The organism is Streptomyces sp. BK239 (assembly GCF_004217285.1).
Classification (GTDB): Bacteria; Actinomycetota; Actinomycetes; order Streptomycetales; family Streptomycetaceae; genus Streptomyces.
This window is the reverse complement of sequence record NZ_SHKS01000002.1, coordinates 772,851-790,961: the sequence shown is the minus strand read 5'-3', so window position 1 is coordinate 790,961 and position 18,111 is coordinate 772,851. Positions and strand designations below refer to the sequence as shown.

Genomic DNA, 18,111 nt, shown 5'->3' with positions numbered 1-18,111 from the left:
CTGAGGCATGACCGGTGCGACCCGAAGCCGGCCGACGGCGCGTCAAGCCGCCGAACAGGCGCTCCCAGGGCGGGTCGCCGCCCGGCGCCGGTGATGAGGACGCCTTACTCCTGCTTCTTGCGCCGGGTGCCGAACACGATCTCGTCCCAGCTCGGCACCGCCGCGCGGCGGCCAGGGCGGACGCCGTCCGCCTCGGCCTGGCGGTCGGTGGCGCCGACGAGCCGGTCCCGGTGACTGCTGACCGAACGCGGCATCAGGACGTCCGCGTAGGCGGAGCCGGCGGACGCGGCGGTCGCCGGAGGCTCCTCGACGTCCTCTTCCTCGACCGGTTCGTCCGGCTCCTCCGACGGGAGGTCGGGGACGATCAGGTCGCCGCGGAAGCTCGGCACCGCCTCCAGCAGGCTGGTCAGCGAGTCGCGCTCCCGTTCGGCGCTGCTCTCCTCGGGCGGCTCGGGGGCCGGCGCGGGCAGGCTCGGCCGCTCCAGGGCGCGGTCCATCGTCCGCTCGCGCGGCAGCCGCGCGATACGCGGGACGAACGGAAAGCTGGGCTCCGGCGCGGCGAGGTCGTCGGACTCGCCGATCAGCGAGCGCGCCTCGTCGTCGACGGCCTGGACGAGCCGCCGCGGCGGGTCGTAGGTCCAGCTCGCCGAGTGCGGTTCGCCCGCGACCCGGTAGACCAGCATGACCTCCCAGGTGCCGTCGTCGCGGCGCCAGGAGTCCCACTGGACGGTGTCCTTGTCGGCGCCGCGCAGCAGCAGCCGTTCCTGCACGGCCTCGCCGAGCTGGGGGCCGGCGTTCTCGCCGGGCCGGCGCACGGGCGTCTTGCGGGCCCGCTCGGCCATGAAGGCGCGCTCGGCCAGCACGGGCCCCTCGAAGCGGCGTACGCGGTCGACGGGGATGCCCGCCATCTGGGCGACCTCTTCCGCGGTCGCACCGGCTCGTATACGCGCCTGGATGTCACGGGGGCGGAGATGGCTCTCCACCTCGATCTCGATCTGGCCGAGGCGGGGACGGTCGCCGCGGACTGCGGCGCGCAGACGCTCGTCGATGGGAAGCGTGTACTCCGTGCTGTCCGCAGCCTTCAGCACCAGCCGTGTGCCGTCATTCGAGACGGCCACGACACGCAGTTCGGGCATGGGGACCTCCCGGGTGGTGCCTGCCGACGTCACGTGCGTCGCTGCTTCCGCTAGTCGAGTGTGGCCTGCCCGGGTGCAGCCTGCCACAACCTTGCCGAGTTGCCCGGCGTGTCGGGCACGCGCCCTGACGCGCCGTTATGGCACGGTTACCTTTTCGCCACGCTAAGTGACCAACTCCGTCACCCTGTGCAACCTGCCCCCCCTCCTGGCGGTCCGGCGAGGCCCCGGACGCCCTGGCGGGAGACCGGACCCAGGGCTCGCAACAGTACTCCATTCGGGCCACCTGCGTGGATCGGCGCGCCGCGCAACTTCTGACGGCGGACGGGACTTGACTCCCTGATGCCCGATTTCCGCGATCTTGAACGTGGTGCGTTTCACGCGAACGACGGAAACGGGACCAGGCGCCCACCGTGGCCGTTACGCCCCCAGAACCCTCCGCAAGTAGTCGTTCTGGAAACGGCGTTCGGGATCGAGCCGGTCCCTCAGCGCGGTGAACTCCGCGAAGCGCGGATAGACCGAGGCGAAGTACTCCGCGTCGCGCGTGTGCACCTTGCCCCAGTGCGGCCGGCCCTCGTGCGCGGTGAAGATCCGTTCGGCGGTGGTGAAGTACCCCTGGTACGGCGTGCCCTTGACCATGTGGACGGCGATGTACGCGCTGTCGCGGCCGGAGGCGGTGGACAGGGCGATGTCGTCGGCGGGGGCCGTGCGCACCTCCACCGGGAAGCTGACGCGCAGGCCCGAGCGGTCGACCATCGCCTTCAGCTCCCGCAGCGTCTCGGTCACCGCCTCGCGCGGGACGGCGTACTCCATCTCCACGAACCGCACCCGGCGCGGGGAGGTGAACACCTTGTACGGGATGTCGGTGTAGGTGCGGGCCGACAGGGCCTTGCTGGAGATGCGGGCGATCGACGGGATCGTCGCGGGCGCCGCGCGGCCGACCCACTGGGCCACCTGGAAGACGCCGTTGGACAGGAGCTCGTCCTCGATCCACCCCGAGACCTGGCTCACCGGCCGACGCGGACCGGCGCTGCGGTTGTTGCGCTTGGTGTTGGTGCTGCCGGTGTGCGGGAACCAGTAGAACTCGAAGTGCTCGTTCTCGGCCCACAGCTGGTCGAACTCGGCGAGCACCCTGTCGAAGGGCATCGGCTCCTCGCGCGCGGTGAGCAGGAAGATCGGCTCCACCGCGAAGGTGATGGCGGTGACGACGCCGAGGGCTCCCAGGCCGATCCGGGCCGCCGCGAAGACCTCCGGATTCTCCTTCTCGGAGCAGACGAGCACCGAGCCGTCCGCCGTGACCAGCTCGAGCCCCTTGATCTGCGCGGCGATCGAGGCCGACTCGCGGCCCGTGCCGTGGGTGCCGGTGCTGGTGGCGCCCGAGACGGTCTGCTCCATGATGTCGCCCATGTTGGTGAGCGAGAGCCCCTCGCGCGCGAGGGCCATGTTGAGCCTCTTGAGGGGCGTGCCGGCCTCGACCGTGACGGTCATGGCCGCCCGGTCGATGTCGCGGATGCCGGTCAGCAGCTGAGGGTGGATCAGCACGCCGTCGGTCGCCGCGATCGACGTGAAGGAGTGGCCGGTGCCGACCGCCTTGACCTTCAGCCCGTCCTGCGCGGCGCGGCGCACGGCGGCGGCCAGCTCGTCGACGGAGGCGGGCGTGACCTCCCGCGCGGGCCGGGCGACGACGTTGCCGCCCCAGTTACGCCACGTTCCGTTCTTCGCGCTCGCTGTGCTGCTCAACGGTGCCTCCCCGACCCGGCGCCGGCCTGCTGAGCCGGCGGTACCCCAGGAAACCGACCGCGACCGCGACGGCCCCGGACACCGCAGGGACCCCGTACCCGGCCCGCGCGCCGGCCGCGTCGATGACCCAGCCGGCGATGGAGGAGCCGAGCGCGACCCCGACCGCGAGCCCGGTGCTCACCCAGGTCATGCCCTCGGTCAGTTGCGCGCGTGGTACGTGCTCTTCGATGAGGGACATGGTGGTGATCATCGTGGGAGCGATGGCCAGACCCGCTACGAACAGCGCCACGGCCAGAAACGGCAAGTTTCCGACCAGTAGGAGGGGGATCATACTCACGGCCATCATGAACACGCCCAACAGCCAGCGGCGCTCGGGCGGCCCCTGCGGCCGCAGCAGGCCGAAGACCAGCCCGGCGACGCAGGAACCCGCCGCGTAGAGCGCCAGGACGACGCTGGCGGCCCTCTTGTGGCCCTCCTCCTCGGCGAAGGCGACGGTGACCACGTCGACCGCACCGAAGATCGCTCCGGTCGCCACGAAGGTGGCCACCAGGATCTGCAGTCCCGGCGAGCGCAGCGCCGAACCGCCGCCGCGCCGCGCGCGCGGGTGCGGCGCCGGCTCGGTGGCCCGCTGCGCGGTCAGCCAGAAGACGCCGACGGCGAGGAAGCAGGCCGCCAGCAGCGGCCCCGCCTCCGGGAACCAGGTCGTGGACAGCCCGATGGAGACGATCGGCCCGAAGATGAAGCACACCTCGTCCACCACGGACTCGAAGGAGTACGCGGTGTGCAGCTGCGGAGTCCCCCGGTAAAGGGCCGCCCAGCGGGCCCGGATCATCGCGCCGAGACTCGGTACGGCGCCGATCCCGGCGGAGCACACGAACAGCAGCCATTCCGGCCCGTCGAAGTGCGCGGCCAGCAGCAGCCCGGCCGCCGCGGCGAGCGCCAGCAGTGTCGCCGGGCGCAGCACCTTGCGCTGGCCGTGCCGGTCCACCAGGCGCGAGATCTGCGGCCCGAGGGCGGCGGCCGACAGCGCGATGGTCGCCGACAGCGCGCCCGCGAGACCGTAGCGCCCGGTGAGCTGCGAGATCATCGTGACGACGCCGATGCCCATCATCGACAGGGGCATCCGGCCGACGAACCCCGCGGCGCAGAAGCCCTTGGAGCCGGGGGCGGCGAACAGGGCGCGGTAGGGGCTGGGCACGGGGGTCTCCGGTGAAGAGCGCGACAGGGGCCGTAAGGCGCGAATTCCGCTCATACAGCTTACGAAGTTAGGCAACCCTAACGCACGCCTCGCACGTCTGTTCCCGGTCAGCTTCCGGACCGGCTTTCCGGCAAGGGCGCACCCGCCCCCGGCCGCGGTCCGCGCGGCCGACCGGCACCCGCCGTTTCCGCGCTGTCAGTCGCGGGTGGCAGGATCGAAGACATGCCAGACGCGCTCGATGCCACCCCGTACGACGCCCTGCTCCTGCTCTCCTTCGGCGGCCCCGAAGGCCCGGACGACGTGGTCCCGTTCCTGGAGAACGTGACCCGCGGGCGCGGCATCCCCAAGGAACGCCTCAAGGAGGTGGGGCAGCACTACTTCCTGTTCGGCGGCGTCAGCCCCATCAACGACCAGAACCGCGCCCTGCTGGACGCTTTGCGCAAGGACTTCGCCGGCCACGGCCTCGACCTGCCGGTCTACTGGGGCAACCGCAACTGGGCCCCGTACCTGACCGACACCCTGCGCGAGATGGTCGCCGACGGCCGCCGCCGCATCCTGGTCCTCGCCACCAGCGCCTACGCCTCCTACTCCGGCTGCCGCCAGTACCGCGAGAACCTCGCCGACTCGCTGGCCGCTCTGAAGGCCGAGGGCCTGCCCCTGCCGAAGATCGACAAGCTGCGGCACTACTTCAACCACCCCGGCTTCCTCGAGCCCATGATCGACGGCGTGGTCCGGTCCCTGGCCGAACTCCCCGAAGACGTCCGCGACGGCGCCCACCTCGCGTTCACCACCCATTCGATCCCCGTCACCGCCGCCGACACCTCCGGCCCCGTCGAGGACCACGGTGACGGCGGGGCCTACGTCGCCCAGCACCTGGAGGTCGCACGGCTCGTCGCCGACGCCGTCCGCGAGCGCACCGGCGTCGACCACCCCTGGCAGCTCGTCTACCAGTCCCGCTCCGGAGCCCCGCACATCCCGTGGCTGGAACCCGACATCTGCGACCACCTGGAGGAGCGGCACGCCGCCGGCGTCCCGGCCGTCGTGATGGCGCCCATCGGCTTCGTCTCCGACCACATGGAGGTCCTCTACGACCTCGACACCGAGGCCGAGGCCAAGGCCGGGGAGCTCGGCCTGCCCGTCCGCCGCTCGGCCACCGTCGGCGCCGACCCGCGCTTCGCCGCCGCCGTCCGCGAGCTCGTCCTGGAGCGCGCCGCGGCCGAGAACGGCAAGGCCGCCACCCCGTGCGCCCTGGGATCGCTCGGCGCCTCCCACGACCTCTGCCCGGTCGGCTGCTGCCCGGCCCGCGCCCCCCGGCCCGCCGCCGCGGGCGCCGACAGCCCCTACGCGTGAGGAGCGCCGTGACCGACCCCCTGCACACGGAACTGCTCGACCTGGCCCAGGAGGCCGCCCGCAAGGCCGGCGCACTCCTGCGCGACGGCCGCCCCGCCGACCTCGCGGTCGCCGCCACCAAGTCGAGCCCCATCGACGTCGTCACGGAGATGGACATCGCGGCCGAGAAGCTGATCACCGGCCTCATCGCCGACCGCCGCCCCGACGACGGCTTCCTCGGCGAGGAGGGCTCCTCCAGCGAGGGCCGCAGCGGCGTCCGCTGGGTGATCGACCCGCTCGACGGCACCGTGAACTACCTCTACGGGCTGCCCACCTGGGCCGTGTCCATCGCGGCCGAACAGGACGGCGAGACCGTCGTCGGCGTCGTCGCGGTGCCGATGCGCGGCGAGACGTACCACGCGGTGCGCGGCGCCGGGGCCCGGGCGACCGGCGCCTGGGAGGGCGAGCGCGTCCTCGCCTGCCGTCCCGCGGCCCCCCTCGACCAGGCCCTGGTCTCCACCGGCTTCAACTACGTCACCGAGGTGCGCGCCCACCAGGCCGAGGTCGCCCGGCGGCTCATCCCCCTGGTGCGCGACATCCGCCGCGGCGGATCGGCCGCCATCGACCTGTGCGACGTGGCCGCCGGCCGCCTCGACGGCTACTACGAGCGCGGCCTGCACCCCTGGGACCTCGCCGCGGGCGACCTGATCGCCCGGGAGGCGGGCGCGCTGACCTCTGGACGCCCCTCACAGCGCCCCTCGCACGAACTGGCGATCGCCGCCACCCCGGCCGTCTTCGAGCCGCTCCAGCGACTCCTGGAGGACTTCGGCGCCTGGCACGACTGAACCGTCGTCGGCCGCTCCCGCCGGACGACGCGAAGGGGCCCCGGCGCTGGATTCGCCGGGGCCCCTCCGTCGTGCTCACGCGCGAACCGCTCAGACGCTCGTCGCGACCTCCACGCCGTGGTTGGCGGCGAGGCGGCGCAGGTCGTCGAGCTCGGCCAGCTCCACCTCGACGAGGAAGTCGTCGCCCTCGTCGCGAGCCCGCGTCAGATCGGACTCGGTCGCCTGTATGCGCTGCAGAAGTCCTGCGGTGAATGCGTCCATGCTGCGCCCCCTCGTCCTTGGGTCGTGGGTCGATGGCACGGGGGTGTGCCGGGGATGGGAAGGGACGATCACGTCTCCCGTGAGTGCCCGGCGACGCCCTGCCGGGCGGCCACGGTGCCGGACACCCACGCCGCTCTGCGGAGGAGCAGACCGCGGAGTGCCGCATGGTGCTGCGGCACATGCAGAGCGTGATCGCGGGGTGTAAAGCCGTCCTCCCCCCGCTCCCTCCGCCGGAAACCTCAACCGAACGAGAAAATCCGGCACTGCCCGGCTTCACACCGGTCCTTCATGGCTCACTCACCCGCCTTACCGCCGACTTATGGACCAAAAGGGCAGGATGGAAGCACACACCCACCAGGACCCCTGCCCGCGTGCGCCCACTGAGCGCTGCGCGGGTGGACACAGGAAGGACAAGCGACGTGCGCGTACTCGTCGTCGAGGACGAGCAACTGCTCGCCGATGCGGTGGCCACCGGTCTGCGCCGGGAGGCCATGGCCGTCGACGTCGTGTACGACGGGGCGGCCGCCCTGGAGCGCATCGGCGTCAACGACTACGACGTGGTCGTCCTCGACCGCGACCTCCCGCTCGTGCACGGCGACGACGTCTGCCGCAAGATCGTCGAACTCGGCATGGCCACGCGCGTGCTGATGCTCACGGCCTCCGGCGACGTCAGCGACCGCGTCGAGGGGTTGGAGATCGGCGCCGACGACTACCTCCCCAAGCCCTTCGCCTTCAGCGAGCTGATCGCACGCGTGCGTGCCCTCGGCCGGCGCACCAGCGTGCCGCTGCCGCCCGTCCTGGAGCGCGCCGGCATCAAGCTCGACCCCAACCGCCGCGAGGTCTTCCGCGACGGCAAGGAGGTCCAGCTCGCCCCCAAGGAGTTCGCCGTCCTGGAGGTGCTGATGCGCAGCGAGGGCGCCGTCGTCTCCGCCGAGCAGCTCCTGGAGAAGGCCTGGGACGAGAACACCGACCCGTTCACCAACGTCGTGCGCGTGACCGTCATGACCCTGCGCCGCAAGCTCGGCGAACCCCCGGTGATCGTCACCGTGCCCGGCTCCGGCTACCGGATCTGACGCACCATGGCCACGACACCAGCGCCTCCCCAGGCGCCTCCGAAGCCCACGTGGGACCCGAGAAGGCCGCAGGCGCCCTTCCCCTGGCTGCGCCCGACCATCCGGATAAGGCTCACCCTGCTGTACGGCGGCATGTTCCTGATCGCCGGCATCCTGCTGCTGTCGATCATCTACCTGCTGGCCGCGCAGGCGCTGAACGTCGGCAGCGAACTCCCCTTCAAGATCACTCAGGGCAAGGTCATCAGCCAGGTCTGCGACCTGCCCGGGTCGGCCACACCCGACGTGTTCAACCAGGCGATGAACGACTGCGTCAACGAACAGCGTCGGCACGCCCTGGACGACCTGCTCAGCCGCTCCCTGCTGGCCCTGCTCGGCCTCGCCGTGATCGCCTTCGCCTTCGGCTACGCCATGGCCGGCCGCGTCCTGGCCCCGCTCGGGCGCATCCTGCGCACCGCGCGCGCGGTGGCCGGCTCCGACCTGTCCCGCCGTATCGAGCTGGACGGACCGGACGACGAGCTCAAGGAGCTGGCCGACACCTTCGACGACATGCTGGAGCGGCTCCAGCGCGCCTTCACCGCCCAGCAGCGCTTCGTCGGCAACGCCTCGCACGAGTTGAGGACACCGCTGGCGATCAACCGCACGCTGCTCGAGGTGCACCTTTCCGACCCCCACGCGCCCGTGGAGCTCCAGCAGCTCGGCAAGACCCTGCTGGCGACGAACGAGCGCAGCGAACAGCTTGTGGAGGGCCTGCTGCTGCTCGCCCGCAGCGACAACCAGATCGTCGAGCGCAAGCCCGTCGACCTGGCCGAGGTGGCAGGACAGGCCATCGACCAGGTGCACGCGGAGGCGGAGGCCAAGGGCGTGGAGATCCGCGGCAAGCGCCACAAGGCCGTCGTGCAGGGCAACGGCGTGCTGCTGGAGCGGATCGCGCTCAACCTCGTGCAGAACGCCGTGCGGTACAACGTCCCGGCGGACGGCTGGGTCGAGGTGACCACCGAGATCCAGCACGGCCAGGCGGTCCTCGTGGTGTCGAACACGGGGCCGGTCGTTCCCGCGTACGAGATAGACAATCTTTTCGAGCCCTTCCGGCGGCTGCGCACGGAACGCACCGGAAGCGACAAGGGAGTCGGGCTCGGACTGTCCATCGTGCGGTCCGTGGCCCGTGCGCACGGCGGTCATATCGCCGCGCAACCACGCGAGGGAGGAGGGCTCATGATGCGAGTCACCCTTCCCGTCTGAGATCATGTCGCCGACACACGCGGGGATGTTCGCTTTGCGCGGAATTTTCAAGGTCGCGATCCGGGCCCGCCGTGTGTGATCGATCACAAGGGCGATTTTCTGGCCATCTACTCTCCGTGATCATGAATGCCTTCGGAAAGCCCGGAAACTCCGGGTTTTCGGGGGTCCTGATCACGGGAAGTACACGGTGAGGCGCCTTTGAGGTGCGACATTCGGACCGTGTACGGTCCCGATCGCCATCCAACCCGATCACCCGTGAGGAGTCCGGTTGGGTGTCGATTGAGTAACAGACCTTGATGTGAGGCAAAATCTCCGCCTCGAGGCGGGCACAAGTCCGGCCTCTCACGCGTTACGTGCGCTGGAGACACCGCAGACACCCAGAGGGGGAGAGGCGAAATGGCAACCGATTACGACACCCCACGCAAGACCGATGACGATGTCGACTCCGACAGCCTTGAAGAGCTGAAGGCACGACGGAACGACAAGTCCGCTTCCGCCGTGGACGTCGATGAATTCGAGGCCGCGGAGGGACTGGAACTGCCCGGCGCGGACCTCTCCAATGAGGAGCTGGCCGTCCGGGTGCTGCCCAAGCAGCAGGACGAGTTCACCTGCATGAGCTGCTTCCTGGTGCACCACCGCAGCCAGCTGGCCCGGGAGAAGAACGGTCAGCCGATCTGCCGCGACTGCGACTGAGGGCGGGTCGGCCGTGACTGGCTCGACCCCTCCTCGGAAGCGCCGCTTCCTTCGCCCGGGAGCGGACAAGGGGCCGTCCGACGGCCCTCACGGCGTGCGTGACGACGAGCGAGGCTCATCCGGCGCGGGAGTGCTTCCCGCGGGATCGGCCTCGCTCGCATCGGCGGACGACCGGGGTGACCTCCCGGCCGCCGCTCGGGACGCCGCGCCCGTCGCCAGACGACGGGCGGCGGCGATCCGGGACAAGGCCGTGGACCTGGCCAAGGACGGCGTCCGCAAGAGCGGCAGCCGTGCCCGGGCCGGCCTGGCCCATCTCGCCGACCGGATCATCGACATCGCGCCGCGGGTTCCCGTACGGGACCTGCGGACACTGCGCGGGCACTTCCCCGGCCTCGGCCCGGAGCAGCTCGCAGACAAACTCGTCTCGGGCGCGGCGAAGGCCACGTCCACCGTCGGCGCGGGCGTGGGCGCGGCCGCGATGCTCCCCGTGCCGCCCGCGATGCCGGCCGAGATCGCCGCGGAGATCACGGGCGTCGCCGCGATCGAGCTCAAGCTGATCGCCGAACTGCACGAGGTGTACGGCGTACGACCGCCCGGGAACCTCAAGGACCGCAGCACCACGTACCTGCGCGTGTGGTCGGGCGAGCGCGGGGTGGACCCGCTCAAGCCCAGCTCCCTCAACTCCGCCCTCGGCGGTCAGATGAAGCGCGAGCTGCGGCAGCAGATCATGAAGCGCATGGTCCGCGACCTGCCCAACCTGATGCCCTTCCTGGTGGGCGCGGCCGTGGGCGCGATGATGAACCGGCGGGACACCAAGAGGCTGGCGGCCAAGATCCGCGCCGACCTGCGCAAGCGCCAGGTGCCCTGGGACGCGCTGCCCGAACTGCCGCCCCTGGAGACACCGGAGCGTCCGCTGCCCCTCACAGGCGACCCCAGGGAGCTTCTGCGCGGGCCGGGGGAAGAGCCCGGGAAGCCCTGAGCCCCCGTGGGCCGGCGGGCCGGTGGAGCGGCACCCGAGCAGAGGCCGCCAGGTCTTCGCGCGGCACGGGCGAAACCTTTGCCCTCGCCGCCTGCCTGCGGCCTGAGGCAGCCCGGCGCCACGTGTCAGGGGCAGCCGCTCGCCGCTTCGCGGCCGCCCCGCGCCCTCAGCCGGGGGGCGCTGGGCGTGGGGACGGGGACCGCCGCCTCCGACACCGCACCGTCCGGTGCCGACTGATCGCCGAGCCCTGGCGCAGCGCCTCCGGGGCCGTCGCCGCGCTCTAGGCCGCCGTCTTCCGTGCCGCCCGCAGCGCCTCCGCCAGCCGCTCCGGCTCGCGCGTCGACAGGTACAGGTAGGGCGTCGGATCGTCCGGGTCGGTGACCTCCACACGCAGGGCGGTGGGGATGTAGGCGCGCAGCAGGAGGAAGGCGCGGGTGTCCGCCTTGTACGTGCGCCAGGCGCGTGCCTCCTCGGGGTCGAGGACCTCTGCCTCGCCCAGCGCCGACACCGGGATCTTGGCGTCGCCCGCGACGAGCGAGTCGCCCACGATCCGGATCCGGACGGACCCGTACGAGCTCGCCACGACCGCCGCCGCCGCGGTCCCGCCGACCAGACCGCCGAGCAGCGGCAGGGTGCCGAACGGCAGCAGGATCAGTGCGAAGGAAACTCCGACGAGGAACGAGACGAACCACCACGAACGGGGGGCGGTGAGGCGTTCTTCGTACGGGGTGGCGGAGAGCTGCATGAAGCCAAGCTTGGCACGGTGTCCGCATCTCTCCGACGCGCGGGTAAGGTCTGCGGCTGTGAGTGGTACTTCCCCGGTTCTTCAACCTCCGGCCGACGCGGTGAAACCCGTTCGGCACCCCGATGCCCCCGTGCCCGGGGAGCTTCTCGGTGCCCACTACGAACAGTGTTTCGGATGCGGCGGGGGGCAGCCCCACGGGCTGCACCTGGAGGCGCGGGCCGGCGAAGGCGTCACCGTCACCGCCGAGTTCACCGTCCAGCCCGCCCATCAGGGGGCGCCGGGGCTGGCCCACGGCGGTGTCCTGGCCTCCGCGCTCGACGAGACGCTCGGCTCGCTGAACTGGCTGCTGCGCACCATCGCGGTCACCGGACGGCTGGAGACCGACTTCGTCCGTCCCGTGCCGGTCGGCGCCACGCTGCACCTGGAGGCCGAGGTGACGGCGGTGGCCGGCCGGAAGATCTACTCGACCGCCACCGGGCGGATCGGCGACCCCGAGGGCCCCGTCGCCGTCCGCGCCGACGCCCTGTTCATCGAGGTCAAGGTCGACCACTTCGTCGACCACGGCCGCGAGGAGGAGATCCAGGCCGCCATGAGCGACCCGGACCAGGTCCGGCGCACCCGCGCCTTCGAGGTGAACCCGTGAGCCACTCTCCCGTGCAGGTCCTCCTTCGGCGCGTCGACCCCGACGTACCGCTTCCGACGTACGCGCACCCCGGTGACGCGGGCGCCGATCTGCGGACCACCGAGGCCCGTGAACTCGCGCCGGGGGAGCGGGCCGTACTGCCGACGGGGGTGTCCATCGCGCTGCCCGAGGGGTACGCGGCTTTCGTGCACCCTCGTTCAGGGCTCGCCGCCCGGTGCGGCGTCGCCCTCGTGAATGCCCCGGGGACGGTTGATGCCGGGTACCGTGGGGAGATCAAGGTGATCGTGGTGAATCTCGACCCGCGCGAGTCCGTGCGGTTCGAGCGCTTCGACCGGATTGCCCAACTGGTCGTCCAGCAGGTCGAGAGGGTCCGCTTCCACGAGGTGGCGGAACTTCCCGACTCGGCGCGGGCCGAGGGGGGCTTCGGGTCCACCGGTGGTCACGCCGCCGTGGACGGCGGAAGCGGCACAAGTGGTCAGGCCGCCGCAGGCGGTCCGACGGGTGGGAATCGATACGCTTCGGTCGTATCCGACCGGGAAGGACAGTGACGTGTTCGGACGTCGCAACAAGAAGGGTGCCGCCGAGGACGCGGCCGGCGAGGCCGAGCAGGTCGTCGACAGTGTCGACACTGAGGCGGACGAGGTAGAGGGCGAGCGCGAGCGAGTGCGGCTCGAGCCCGAACCGCGGCCCGACGGGCCCTGGGACAGCTCCGAGGTGCGCGACCCCGGCGAGGGGCGCGTGGATCTGGGCGGCATCTTCGTGCCCGGCGTCGACGGCATGGAGCTGCGGGTCGAGGTCGCGGGCGACGCGATCGTCGCGGCCACCGTCGTACTGCGCGACAGCGCCATCCAGTTGCAGGCCTTCGCCGCGCCCAAGCGGGAGGGCATCTGGGGCGAGGTCCGCGAGGAGATCGGCTCCGGCATCACCCAGCAGGGCGGCATCATCGACGAGGTCGAGGGACCGCTGGGCTGGGAGCTGCGCGCCCAGGTGCCGGTGCAGCTGCCCGACGGCACGGGCGGGTTCCACGTCGTGCGGTTCGTCGGCGTCGACGGGCCCCGCTGGTTCCTGCGCGGCGTCATCTCGGGACAGGGCGCGGTGCAGCCGCAGGCCGCCGGCCTGCTCGAGCAGATCTTCCGCGACACGGTCGTGGTCCGCGGCGAGGGTCCGATGGCCCCCCGGGACCCGATCGTCCTGAAGCTGCCGAACGACGCCCAGATGGTGCCCGAGGGAGTCCAGCAGGAAGAGGCCGGCTCCCGGTTCTCCGGCGGAATGGGCCAGCTGCAGCGCGGGCCGGAGATCACCGAGGTCCGCTAGGGCGCGGCGCGAGCCGATCCAGAGCAATTGGGGCCGCATCCCGGAAGGGGTGCGGCCCTTTCGCTGTTCTGGCCGGCCGGCTGGCGGACCGCTTGCCTGCTTGTCGGTCTGCCTGTCTGTGCCGGCGCGCCGTCGCCGTGGCCCGACCTCCGCACCCGATCCAGGTCGGCTTCCGTCGGCGTGAACCGATCGGGGGGCCTCATCCGATGAAGCGGTGAAGGCCGGAGAGCGGAGCGGTGAGGGGGAACGGGTCATGATCGTGTCGACCAGGAGGGCGCCCAGCGCGTCAGGGTTGCGTAAAAGGCGTTCAGTGGCCTGCTTCTCGTCCCCATTGTCCGAGTCCTTGGCCGTAAGGTCGACGCTGCGTAGGCAGTGGTTACGGGAAGACAATGGGGCCATGGGACGCGGCAAGCTTCGGATCTACCTCGGTGCCGCCCCGGGCGTGGGCAAGACCTACGCCATGCTGTCGGAGGCGCACCGTCGTCTGGAGCGGGGCACGGACTGCGTCGTGGCGTTCGTCGAGCACCACGACAGGCCGCGCACCGAAGTGATGCTGCACGGCCTGGAGCAGGTACCGCGCCGGGAGTTGAGCTACCGGGACGCCCTCTTCACGGAGATGGACGTGGACGCAGTGCTGGCCCGGCGTCCCCAGGTCGCCCTGGTGGACGAACTCGCCCACACCAACGTCCCCGGCTCGCGCAACGCCAAGCGCTGGCAGGACGTCGAGGAACTGCTCGCCGCCGGCGTGGACGTCGTCTCCACGGTGAACATCCAGCACCTGGAGTCCCTGGGCGACGTCGTGGAGTCGATCACGGGGGTGCGGCAGCAGGAGACGGTCCCTGACGAGTTCGTGCGGCGCACCGACCAGATCGAGCTGGTCGACATGTCCCCCGAGGCCCTGCGCAGGCGGATGGCGCACGGCAACGTCTACAAGCCCGACAAGGTCGACGCGGCCCTGTCGAACTACTTCCGCCCCGGCAACCTCACCGCCCTGCGCGAGCTGGCGTTGCTGTGGGTGGCCGACCGGGTCGACGAGTATCTGCAGGAGTACCGGAGCGAGCACCGGGTGTCGGCGATCTGGGGATCGCGGGAGCGGATCGTCGTGGGGCTCACGGGCGGCCCGGAGGGGCGGACGCTGATCCGGCGGGCGGTGCGGCTGGCGGAGAAGGGCGCCGGGGGCGAGGTGCTGGCGGTCTACATAGCGCGAAGCGACGGGCTGACGGCAGCCTCCCCGAAGGAACTCGCCGTGCAGCGCACGCTCGTGGAGGACCTGGGCGGCACCTTCCACCACGTCATCGGCGACGACATACCGGCCGCGCTGCTCGACTTCGCCCGCGGGGCGAACGCCACCCAGATCGTCCTGGGCTCCTCCCGCCGCAAGGCCTGGCAGTACGTCTTCGGCCCCGGCGTCGGCGCCACCGTCGCCCGGGAGTCGGGTCCCGACCTCGACGTGCACATCGTCACGCACGAGGAGGCCGCCAAGGGGCGGGGACTGCCGGTGGCCCGGGGAGCGCGGCTGGGGCGGGCCCGGCTCCTGTGGGGCTGGCTGGTCGGGCTCGCCGGCCCGGTCACGCTGACGGTGCTGCTGACCACCGTCGACCTCGGTCTCGCCAACGACATGCTGCTGTTCCTGACGGTGACCGTCGCGGCGGCGCTGCTCGGCGGGCTGCTGCCGGCCCTGGCCTCGGCGGCGCTGGGCTCCCTGCTGCTGAACTACTTCTACACACCGCCCCTGCACCACTGGAGAATCGCCGACCCGAAGAACATCGTCGCCATAGTGATCTTCGTGGGGGTCGGTGTGTCGGTGGCCTCCGTGGTGGACCTCGCGGCCAGACGCACCCAGCAGGCGGCCCGGCTGCGCGCCGAGTCCGAGATCCTCTCCTTCCTCGCGGGCGACGTCCTGCGCGGCGAGACCAGCCTGGAGGGGCTCCTCGAGCGGGTCCGGGAGACCTTCGGCATGGACTCGGCGGCCCTGCTGGAGCGGGAGAGCGACGTCGCGCCCTGGACGTGCGCGGGCCGGGCCGGCGCCGGGAAGCCGGTGGAACGGCCGGAGGAGGCCGACGTGGACGTCCCGGTCGGTGACCGCATGGCGCTGGCGCTCACGGGGCGGGTGCTGCCGGCCGAGGACCGCCGGGTGCTGGCCGCGTTCGCGGCGCAGGCCGTGGTGGTCCTGGACCGGCGGCGGCTTCAGGAGGAGGCCGACCGGGCCCGCACGCTCGCCGAGGGCAACCGGATCCGCACCGCCCTGCTGGCCGCCGTCAGCCATGACCTGCGTACCCCGCTGGCCGGGATCAAGGCGGCGGTCTCCTCGCTGCGCTCGGACGACGTGGAGTGGTCCGAGGAGGACGAAGCGGAGCTGCTGGAGTCGATCGAGCAGGGCGCCGACCGGCTGGACCATCTGGTCGGCAACCTGCTCGACATGTCCCGCCTACAGACCGGCACCGTCACGCCGATCGTGAGGGAGATCGACCTCGACGAGGTGGTCCCGATGGCTCTCGGCGGGGTCCCCGAGGACAGCGTGGAGCTCGACATCCCCGAGACGCTGCCCATGGTGGCCGTCGATGCCGGACTGCTGGAGCGGTCGGTGGCCAACCTGGTGGAGAACGCCGTCAAGTACAGCCCGGACGGCGAGCGGGCCCTCGTCTCGGCGAGCGCCATGGCCGAGCGCGTCGAGGTACGGGTCGTGGACCGCGGGCGCGGAGTGCCCGACGAGGCCAAGGAGCGGATCTTCGCGCCCTTCCAGCGCTACGGCGACGCCCCGCGCGGCACCGGCGTGGGCCTCGGCCTGGCGGTGGCGCGCGGCTTCGCCGAGGCCATGGGCGGCACCCTGACCGCCGAGGACACACCGGGCGGCGGCCTCACCATGGTCCTCACCCTGCGTGCGGCAGGATCACGCGCGGGACCCATCGACACGGACGTCCCGGGCGGCGTCCCAGCGGAACCTGTCCCCGTACGACCGGAAAGGCGGGCCTCATGACCCGGGTGCTCGTGATCGACGACGAGCCGCAGATCGTGCGCGCCCTGGTGATCAACCTCAGAGCACGCAAGTACGAGGTGGACGCGGCCCACGACGGGACCACCGCCCTCCAGCTCGCCGCCTCCCGCCACCCGGACGTGGTCGTCCTCGACCTGGGGCTGCCCGACATGGACGGCGTCGAGGTGATCAAGGGCCTGCGCGGCTGGACCAGGGTGCCGATCCTGGTGCTGTCCGCCCGGCACTCCTCCGACGAGAAGGTCGAGGCGCTCGACGCCGGCGCCGACGACTACGTCACCAAGCCCTTCGGCGTGGACGAGCTCCTGGCCAGGCTGCGGGCCGCCGTCCGCCGTGCCGAACCCGCCGGAGGCGGAGAGGACGACGTCCTGGTGGAGACCGACGCGTTCACCGTCGACCTCGTCGCCAAGAAGGTCGACCGGGGCGGCAGGGACGTACGGCTGACGCCCACCGAATGGCATCTTCTGGAGGTGCTGGTGCGCAACACCGGCCGGCTGGTCAGCCAGAGACAGCTGCTCCAGGAGGTGTGGGGTCCGTCGTACGGCACGGAGACCAACTATCTGCGCGTGTACATGGCCCAGCTGCGCAGAAAGCTGGAGGCGGACCCGTCGCATCCCCGGCACTTCATCACCGAGCCGGGGATGGGATACCGGTTCGAGAAGTGAGCCGCGGGCCGCCAGGGTCGTGGAAGTGGGCGCGGGCGCGGGCGCGTCACGCGGGTGCGGGGTGGGCGCCGGGCCCCGGTACGCTTCAGATATGAGTGCTCTTCCTCGTTCCGAGAAGCCGGTGGGCCGGTTCCGGCGCATGCTCGATCGGCTCTCCTCGTCGCAGGAGGACCTGGAGTCCGAGGAGCTGCGGGAGGACGCGCAGACCGCCGGCTGCACACGGATCGGAGACTGCCAGGACCGCCAGATCGTGACGGTTACTGGTACCTTGCGCACGGTCACCCTGCGACCGCGCGCCGGAGTCCCGGCCCTGGAGGCGGAGCTGTTCGACGGTTCCGCCGCGCTGGACGTGGTGTGGCTGGGCCGGCGCTCGATAGTCGGCATAGAGCCGGGGCGCAGACTCATCGCATCGGGCCGGATCTCGATGAGCCGGGGCCGCCGGGTGCTGTTCAATCCCAAGTACGAACTGAGACCCCTCGGTAGGGAGTAGCCGGTGACGTCGCTCGACAAGCCGACCGAAGACACTCAGCAGGACGACGCCCGGGCGGTGACCGAGGCCGCGCTGTTCGAGGCGTTCGGCGGGGTGCGCGGCATGGTCGAGACGGTGCTGCCCGGCCTGCTGTTCGTCACGATCTACACGATCAACAAAGACCTGCACATGTCGGCGATCGCCGCGCTCGCGGTGTCGCTCGTCCTGGTCGTGGTGCGCCTCGTCAAGAAGGACACCGTGAAGCACGCCTTCAGCGGTGTATTCGGTGTCGCCTTCGGTGTCGTGTTCGCGATGATGACCGGCAACGCCAAGGACTTCTACCTCCCCGGCATGCTCTACACGCTGGGCCTGGCGCTGGCCTACATCATCACGACGCTGTGCGGGGTGCCGCTGCTCGGCCTGATCCTCGGGCCGGTGTTCAAGGAGAACCTCTCCTGGCGGACCCGCAACCCCGGCCGCAAGAAGGCGTACGCCAAGGCCAGCTACGCCTGGGGCCTGATCCTGCTCGGCAAGTGCGCGATCCTCTTCCCGCTGTACTGGTGGGCCGACACCACGCAGCTGGGCTGGGTGCTGGTCGCGCTGAAGATCCCGCCGTTCCTGCTGGCGGTATGGCTGACGTGGGTGTTCCTGGCGAAGGCGCCGGCGCCGATCGACGTCTTCGCGGAGATGGAGGCGGAGGAGAAGGCCGCTGCCGCGCGGACGGAGACCGACACGGAGACCGCGCCCTCCGAGGCCGGCGGGCGGCACCGCCGCGAAGGGTAGTCGCCGGCCC

At 71.5% G+C, this 18,111-nt stretch carries 18 protein-coding genes; 13 read left to right on the top strand and 5 right to left on the bottom strand.

The window, feature by feature from the left end; genetic code table 11:
* Positions 1-104: 104 nt before the first annotated feature.
* The 3 genes from sepH to EV567_RS09375 all read right to left on the bottom strand — a co-directional run bounded on the left by sepH (position 105) and on the right by EV567_RS09375 (position 4,071).
* Positions 105-1,136: a septation protein SepH gene (gene sepH, locus EV567_RS09385; RefSeq protein WP_130438188.1), complete on the bottom strand. Its 1,032-nt coding sequence runs from the start codon at positions 1,134-1,136 to the stop codon at positions 105-107.
* Between the two features lie 417 nt (positions 1,137-1,553).
* Positions 1,554-2,873 (bottom strand): D-arabinono-1,4-lactone oxidase, encoded by a 1,320-nt coding sequence (locus EV567_RS09380; RefSeq protein ID WP_130438187.1) that lies wholly within the window; start codon positions 2,871-2,873, stop codon positions 1,554-1,556.
* The gene (locus EV567_RS09375) at positions 2,833-4,071 is read right to left on the bottom strand and encodes an MFS transporter (RefSeq protein ID WP_130438186.1); all 1,239 of its coding nucleotides are present in this window, start codon (positions 4,069-4,071) and stop codon (positions 2,833-2,835) included. Before EV567_RS09375 ends, EV567_RS09380 begins: the two co-directional genes overlap by 41 nt.
* A 222-nt stretch (positions 4,072-4,293) precedes the next feature.
* On the opposite strand from EV567_RS09375, the gene EV567_RS09370 reads away from it, so the two are divergent.
* Positions 4,294-5,421, top strand: coding sequence for a ferrochelatase (locus tag EV567_RS09370; RefSeq protein WP_130438185.1), 1,128 nt, complete (start codon positions 4,294-4,296; stop codon positions 5,419-5,421).
* An 8-nt stretch (positions 5,422-5,429) separates the two neighbouring features.
* The gene (locus tag EV567_RS09365; RefSeq protein ID WP_130438184.1) at positions 5,430-6,245 is read left to right on the top strand and encodes an inositol monophosphatase family protein; all 816 of its coding nucleotides are present in this window, start codon (positions 5,430-5,432) and stop codon (positions 6,243-6,245) included.
* Between the two features lie 90 nt (positions 6,246-6,335).
* Here the strand turns inward: EV567_RS09365 and EV567_RS27790 are convergent, their stop codons facing one another.
* Complete coding sequence (locus tag EV567_RS27790) at positions 6,336-6,506, bottom strand: hypothetical protein (RefSeq protein ID WP_165430334.1); 171 nt, start codon at positions 6,504-6,506, stop codon at positions 6,336-6,338.
* A 419-nt stretch (positions 6,507-6,925) separates the two neighbouring features.
* Here EV567_RS27790 and EV567_RS09360 point away from each other — a divergent pair, with 419 nt between their 5' ends.
* From EV567_RS09360 to EV567_RS09345, 4 genes are all read left to right on the top strand, one after another.
* Positions 6,926-7,579, top strand: a complete 654-nt coding sequence (locus EV567_RS09360; protein ID WP_130438183.1) for a response regulator transcription factor — start codon at positions 6,926-6,928, stop codon at positions 7,577-7,579.
* 6 nt (positions 7,580-7,585) lie between these two features.
* Positions 7,586-8,818: a HAMP domain-containing sensor histidine kinase gene (locus EV567_RS09355; protein ID WP_130438182.1), complete on the top strand. Its 1,233-nt coding sequence runs from the start codon at positions 7,586-7,588 to the stop codon at positions 8,816-8,818.
* A gap of 396 nt (positions 8,819-9,214) precedes the next feature.
* Positions 9,215-9,511 carry a DUF4193 domain-containing protein gene (locus EV567_RS09350; RefSeq protein ID WP_003993510.1) on the top strand — a complete coding sequence of 99 codons (297 nt, stop codon included), beginning with the start codon at positions 9,215-9,217 and terminating at the stop codon, positions 9,509-9,511.
* A 13-nt stretch (positions 9,512-9,524) separates the two neighbouring features.
* The gene (locus tag EV567_RS09345) at positions 9,525-10,490 is read left to right on the top strand and encodes a hypothetical protein (protein ID WP_130438181.1); all 966 of its coding nucleotides are present in this window, start codon (positions 9,525-9,527) and stop codon (positions 10,488-10,490) included.
* Positions 10,491-10,770: 280 nt separating this feature from the next.
* Here the strand turns inward: EV567_RS09345 and EV567_RS09340 are convergent, their stop codons facing one another.
* The gene (locus tag EV567_RS09340; RefSeq protein WP_130438180.1) at positions 10,771-11,235 is read right to left on the bottom strand and encodes a DUF3093 domain-containing protein; all 465 of its coding nucleotides are present in this window, start codon (positions 11,233-11,235) and stop codon (positions 10,771-10,773) included.
* 58 nt (positions 11,236-11,293) lie between these two features.
* Here EV567_RS09340 and EV567_RS09335 point away from each other — a divergent pair, with 58 nt between their 5' ends.
* The 7 genes from EV567_RS09335 to EV567_RS09305 all read left to right on the top strand — a co-directional run bounded on the left by EV567_RS09335 (position 11,294) and on the right by EV567_RS09305 (position 18,101).
* Positions 11,294-11,878: a PaaI family thioesterase gene (locus tag EV567_RS09335; RefSeq protein WP_130438179.1), complete on the top strand. Its 585-nt coding sequence runs from the start codon at positions 11,294-11,296 to the stop codon at positions 11,876-11,878.
* Complete coding sequence (gene dut / locus EV567_RS09330; protein WP_130438178.1) at positions 11,875-12,426, top strand: dUTP diphosphatase; 552 nt, start codon at positions 11,875-11,877, stop codon at positions 12,424-12,426. The genes EV567_RS09335 and dut overlap by 4 nt, the downstream gene beginning before the upstream one ends.
* Before the next feature lies 1 nt (position 12,427).
* Complete coding sequence (locus EV567_RS09325) at positions 12,428-13,192, top strand: DUF3710 domain-containing protein (protein WP_130438177.1); 765 nt, start codon at positions 12,428-12,430, stop codon at positions 13,190-13,192.
* Between the two features lie 397 nt (positions 13,193-13,589).
* On the top strand, positions 13,590-16,169 hold the full coding sequence (locus EV567_RS09320) for an ATP-binding protein (protein WP_242620729.1): 2,580 nt from the start codon (positions 13,590-13,592) through the stop codon (positions 16,167-16,169).
* The gene (locus tag EV567_RS09315) at positions 16,166-16,849 is read left to right on the top strand and encodes a response regulator (RefSeq protein ID WP_130438176.1); all 684 of its coding nucleotides are present in this window, start codon (positions 16,166-16,168) and stop codon (positions 16,847-16,849) included. The genes EV567_RS09320 and EV567_RS09315 overlap by 4 nt, the downstream gene beginning before the upstream one ends.
* A gap of 91 nt (positions 16,850-16,940) precedes the next feature.
* Positions 16,941-17,339 (top strand): OB-fold nucleic acid binding domain-containing protein, encoded by a 399-nt coding sequence (locus tag EV567_RS09310; protein ID WP_130438175.1) that lies wholly within the window; start codon positions 16,941-16,943, stop codon positions 17,337-17,339.
* Positions 17,340-17,342: 3 nt separating this feature from the next.
* A complete protein-coding gene (locus EV567_RS09305) occupies positions 17,343-18,101 on the top strand; it encodes a DUF3159 domain-containing protein (RefSeq protein ID WP_130438174.1) in 759 nt (252 codons plus the stop codon).
* Positions 18,102-18,111 lie beyond the last annotated feature (10 nt).

Excerpts from the sequence above, each read along its gene's own strand:
- sepH (WP_130438188.1), bottom strand. The coding sequence starts at position 1,136 with ATGCCCGAACTGCGTGTCGTGGCCGTCTCGAATGACGGCACACGGCTG.
- EV567_RS09370 (WP_130438185.1), top strand. The coding sequence starts at position 4,294 with ATGCCAGACGCGCTCGATGCCACCCCGTACGACGCCCTGCTCCTGCTC.
- EV567_RS27790 (WP_165430334.1), bottom strand. The coding sequence starts at position 6,506 with ATGGACGCATTCACCGCAGGACTTCTGCAGCGCATACAGGCGACCGAG.
- EV567_RS09355 (WP_130438182.1), top strand. The coding sequence starts at position 7,586 with ATGGCCACGACACCAGCGCCTCCCCAGGCGCCTCCGAAGCCCACGTGG.
- EV567_RS09350 (WP_003993510.1), top strand. The coding sequence starts at position 9,215 with ATGGCAACCGATTACGACACCCCACGCAAGACCGATGACGATGTCGAC.
- EV567_RS09340 (WP_130438180.1), bottom strand. The coding sequence starts at position 11,235 with ATGCAGCTCTCCGCCACCCCGTACGAAGAACGCCTCACCGCCCCCCGT.
- EV567_RS09320 (WP_242620729.1), top strand. The coding sequence starts at position 13,590 with ATGGGACGCGGCAAGCTTCGGATCTACCTCGGTGCCGCCCCGGGCGTG.
- EV567_RS09315 (WP_130438176.1), top strand. The coding sequence starts at position 16,166 with ATGACCCGGGTGCTCGTGATCGACGACGAGCCGCAGATCGTGCGCGCC.
- EV567_RS09310 (WP_130438175.1), top strand. The coding sequence starts at position 16,941 with ATGAGTGCTCTTCCTCGTTCCGAGAAGCCGGTGGGCCGGTTCCGGCGC.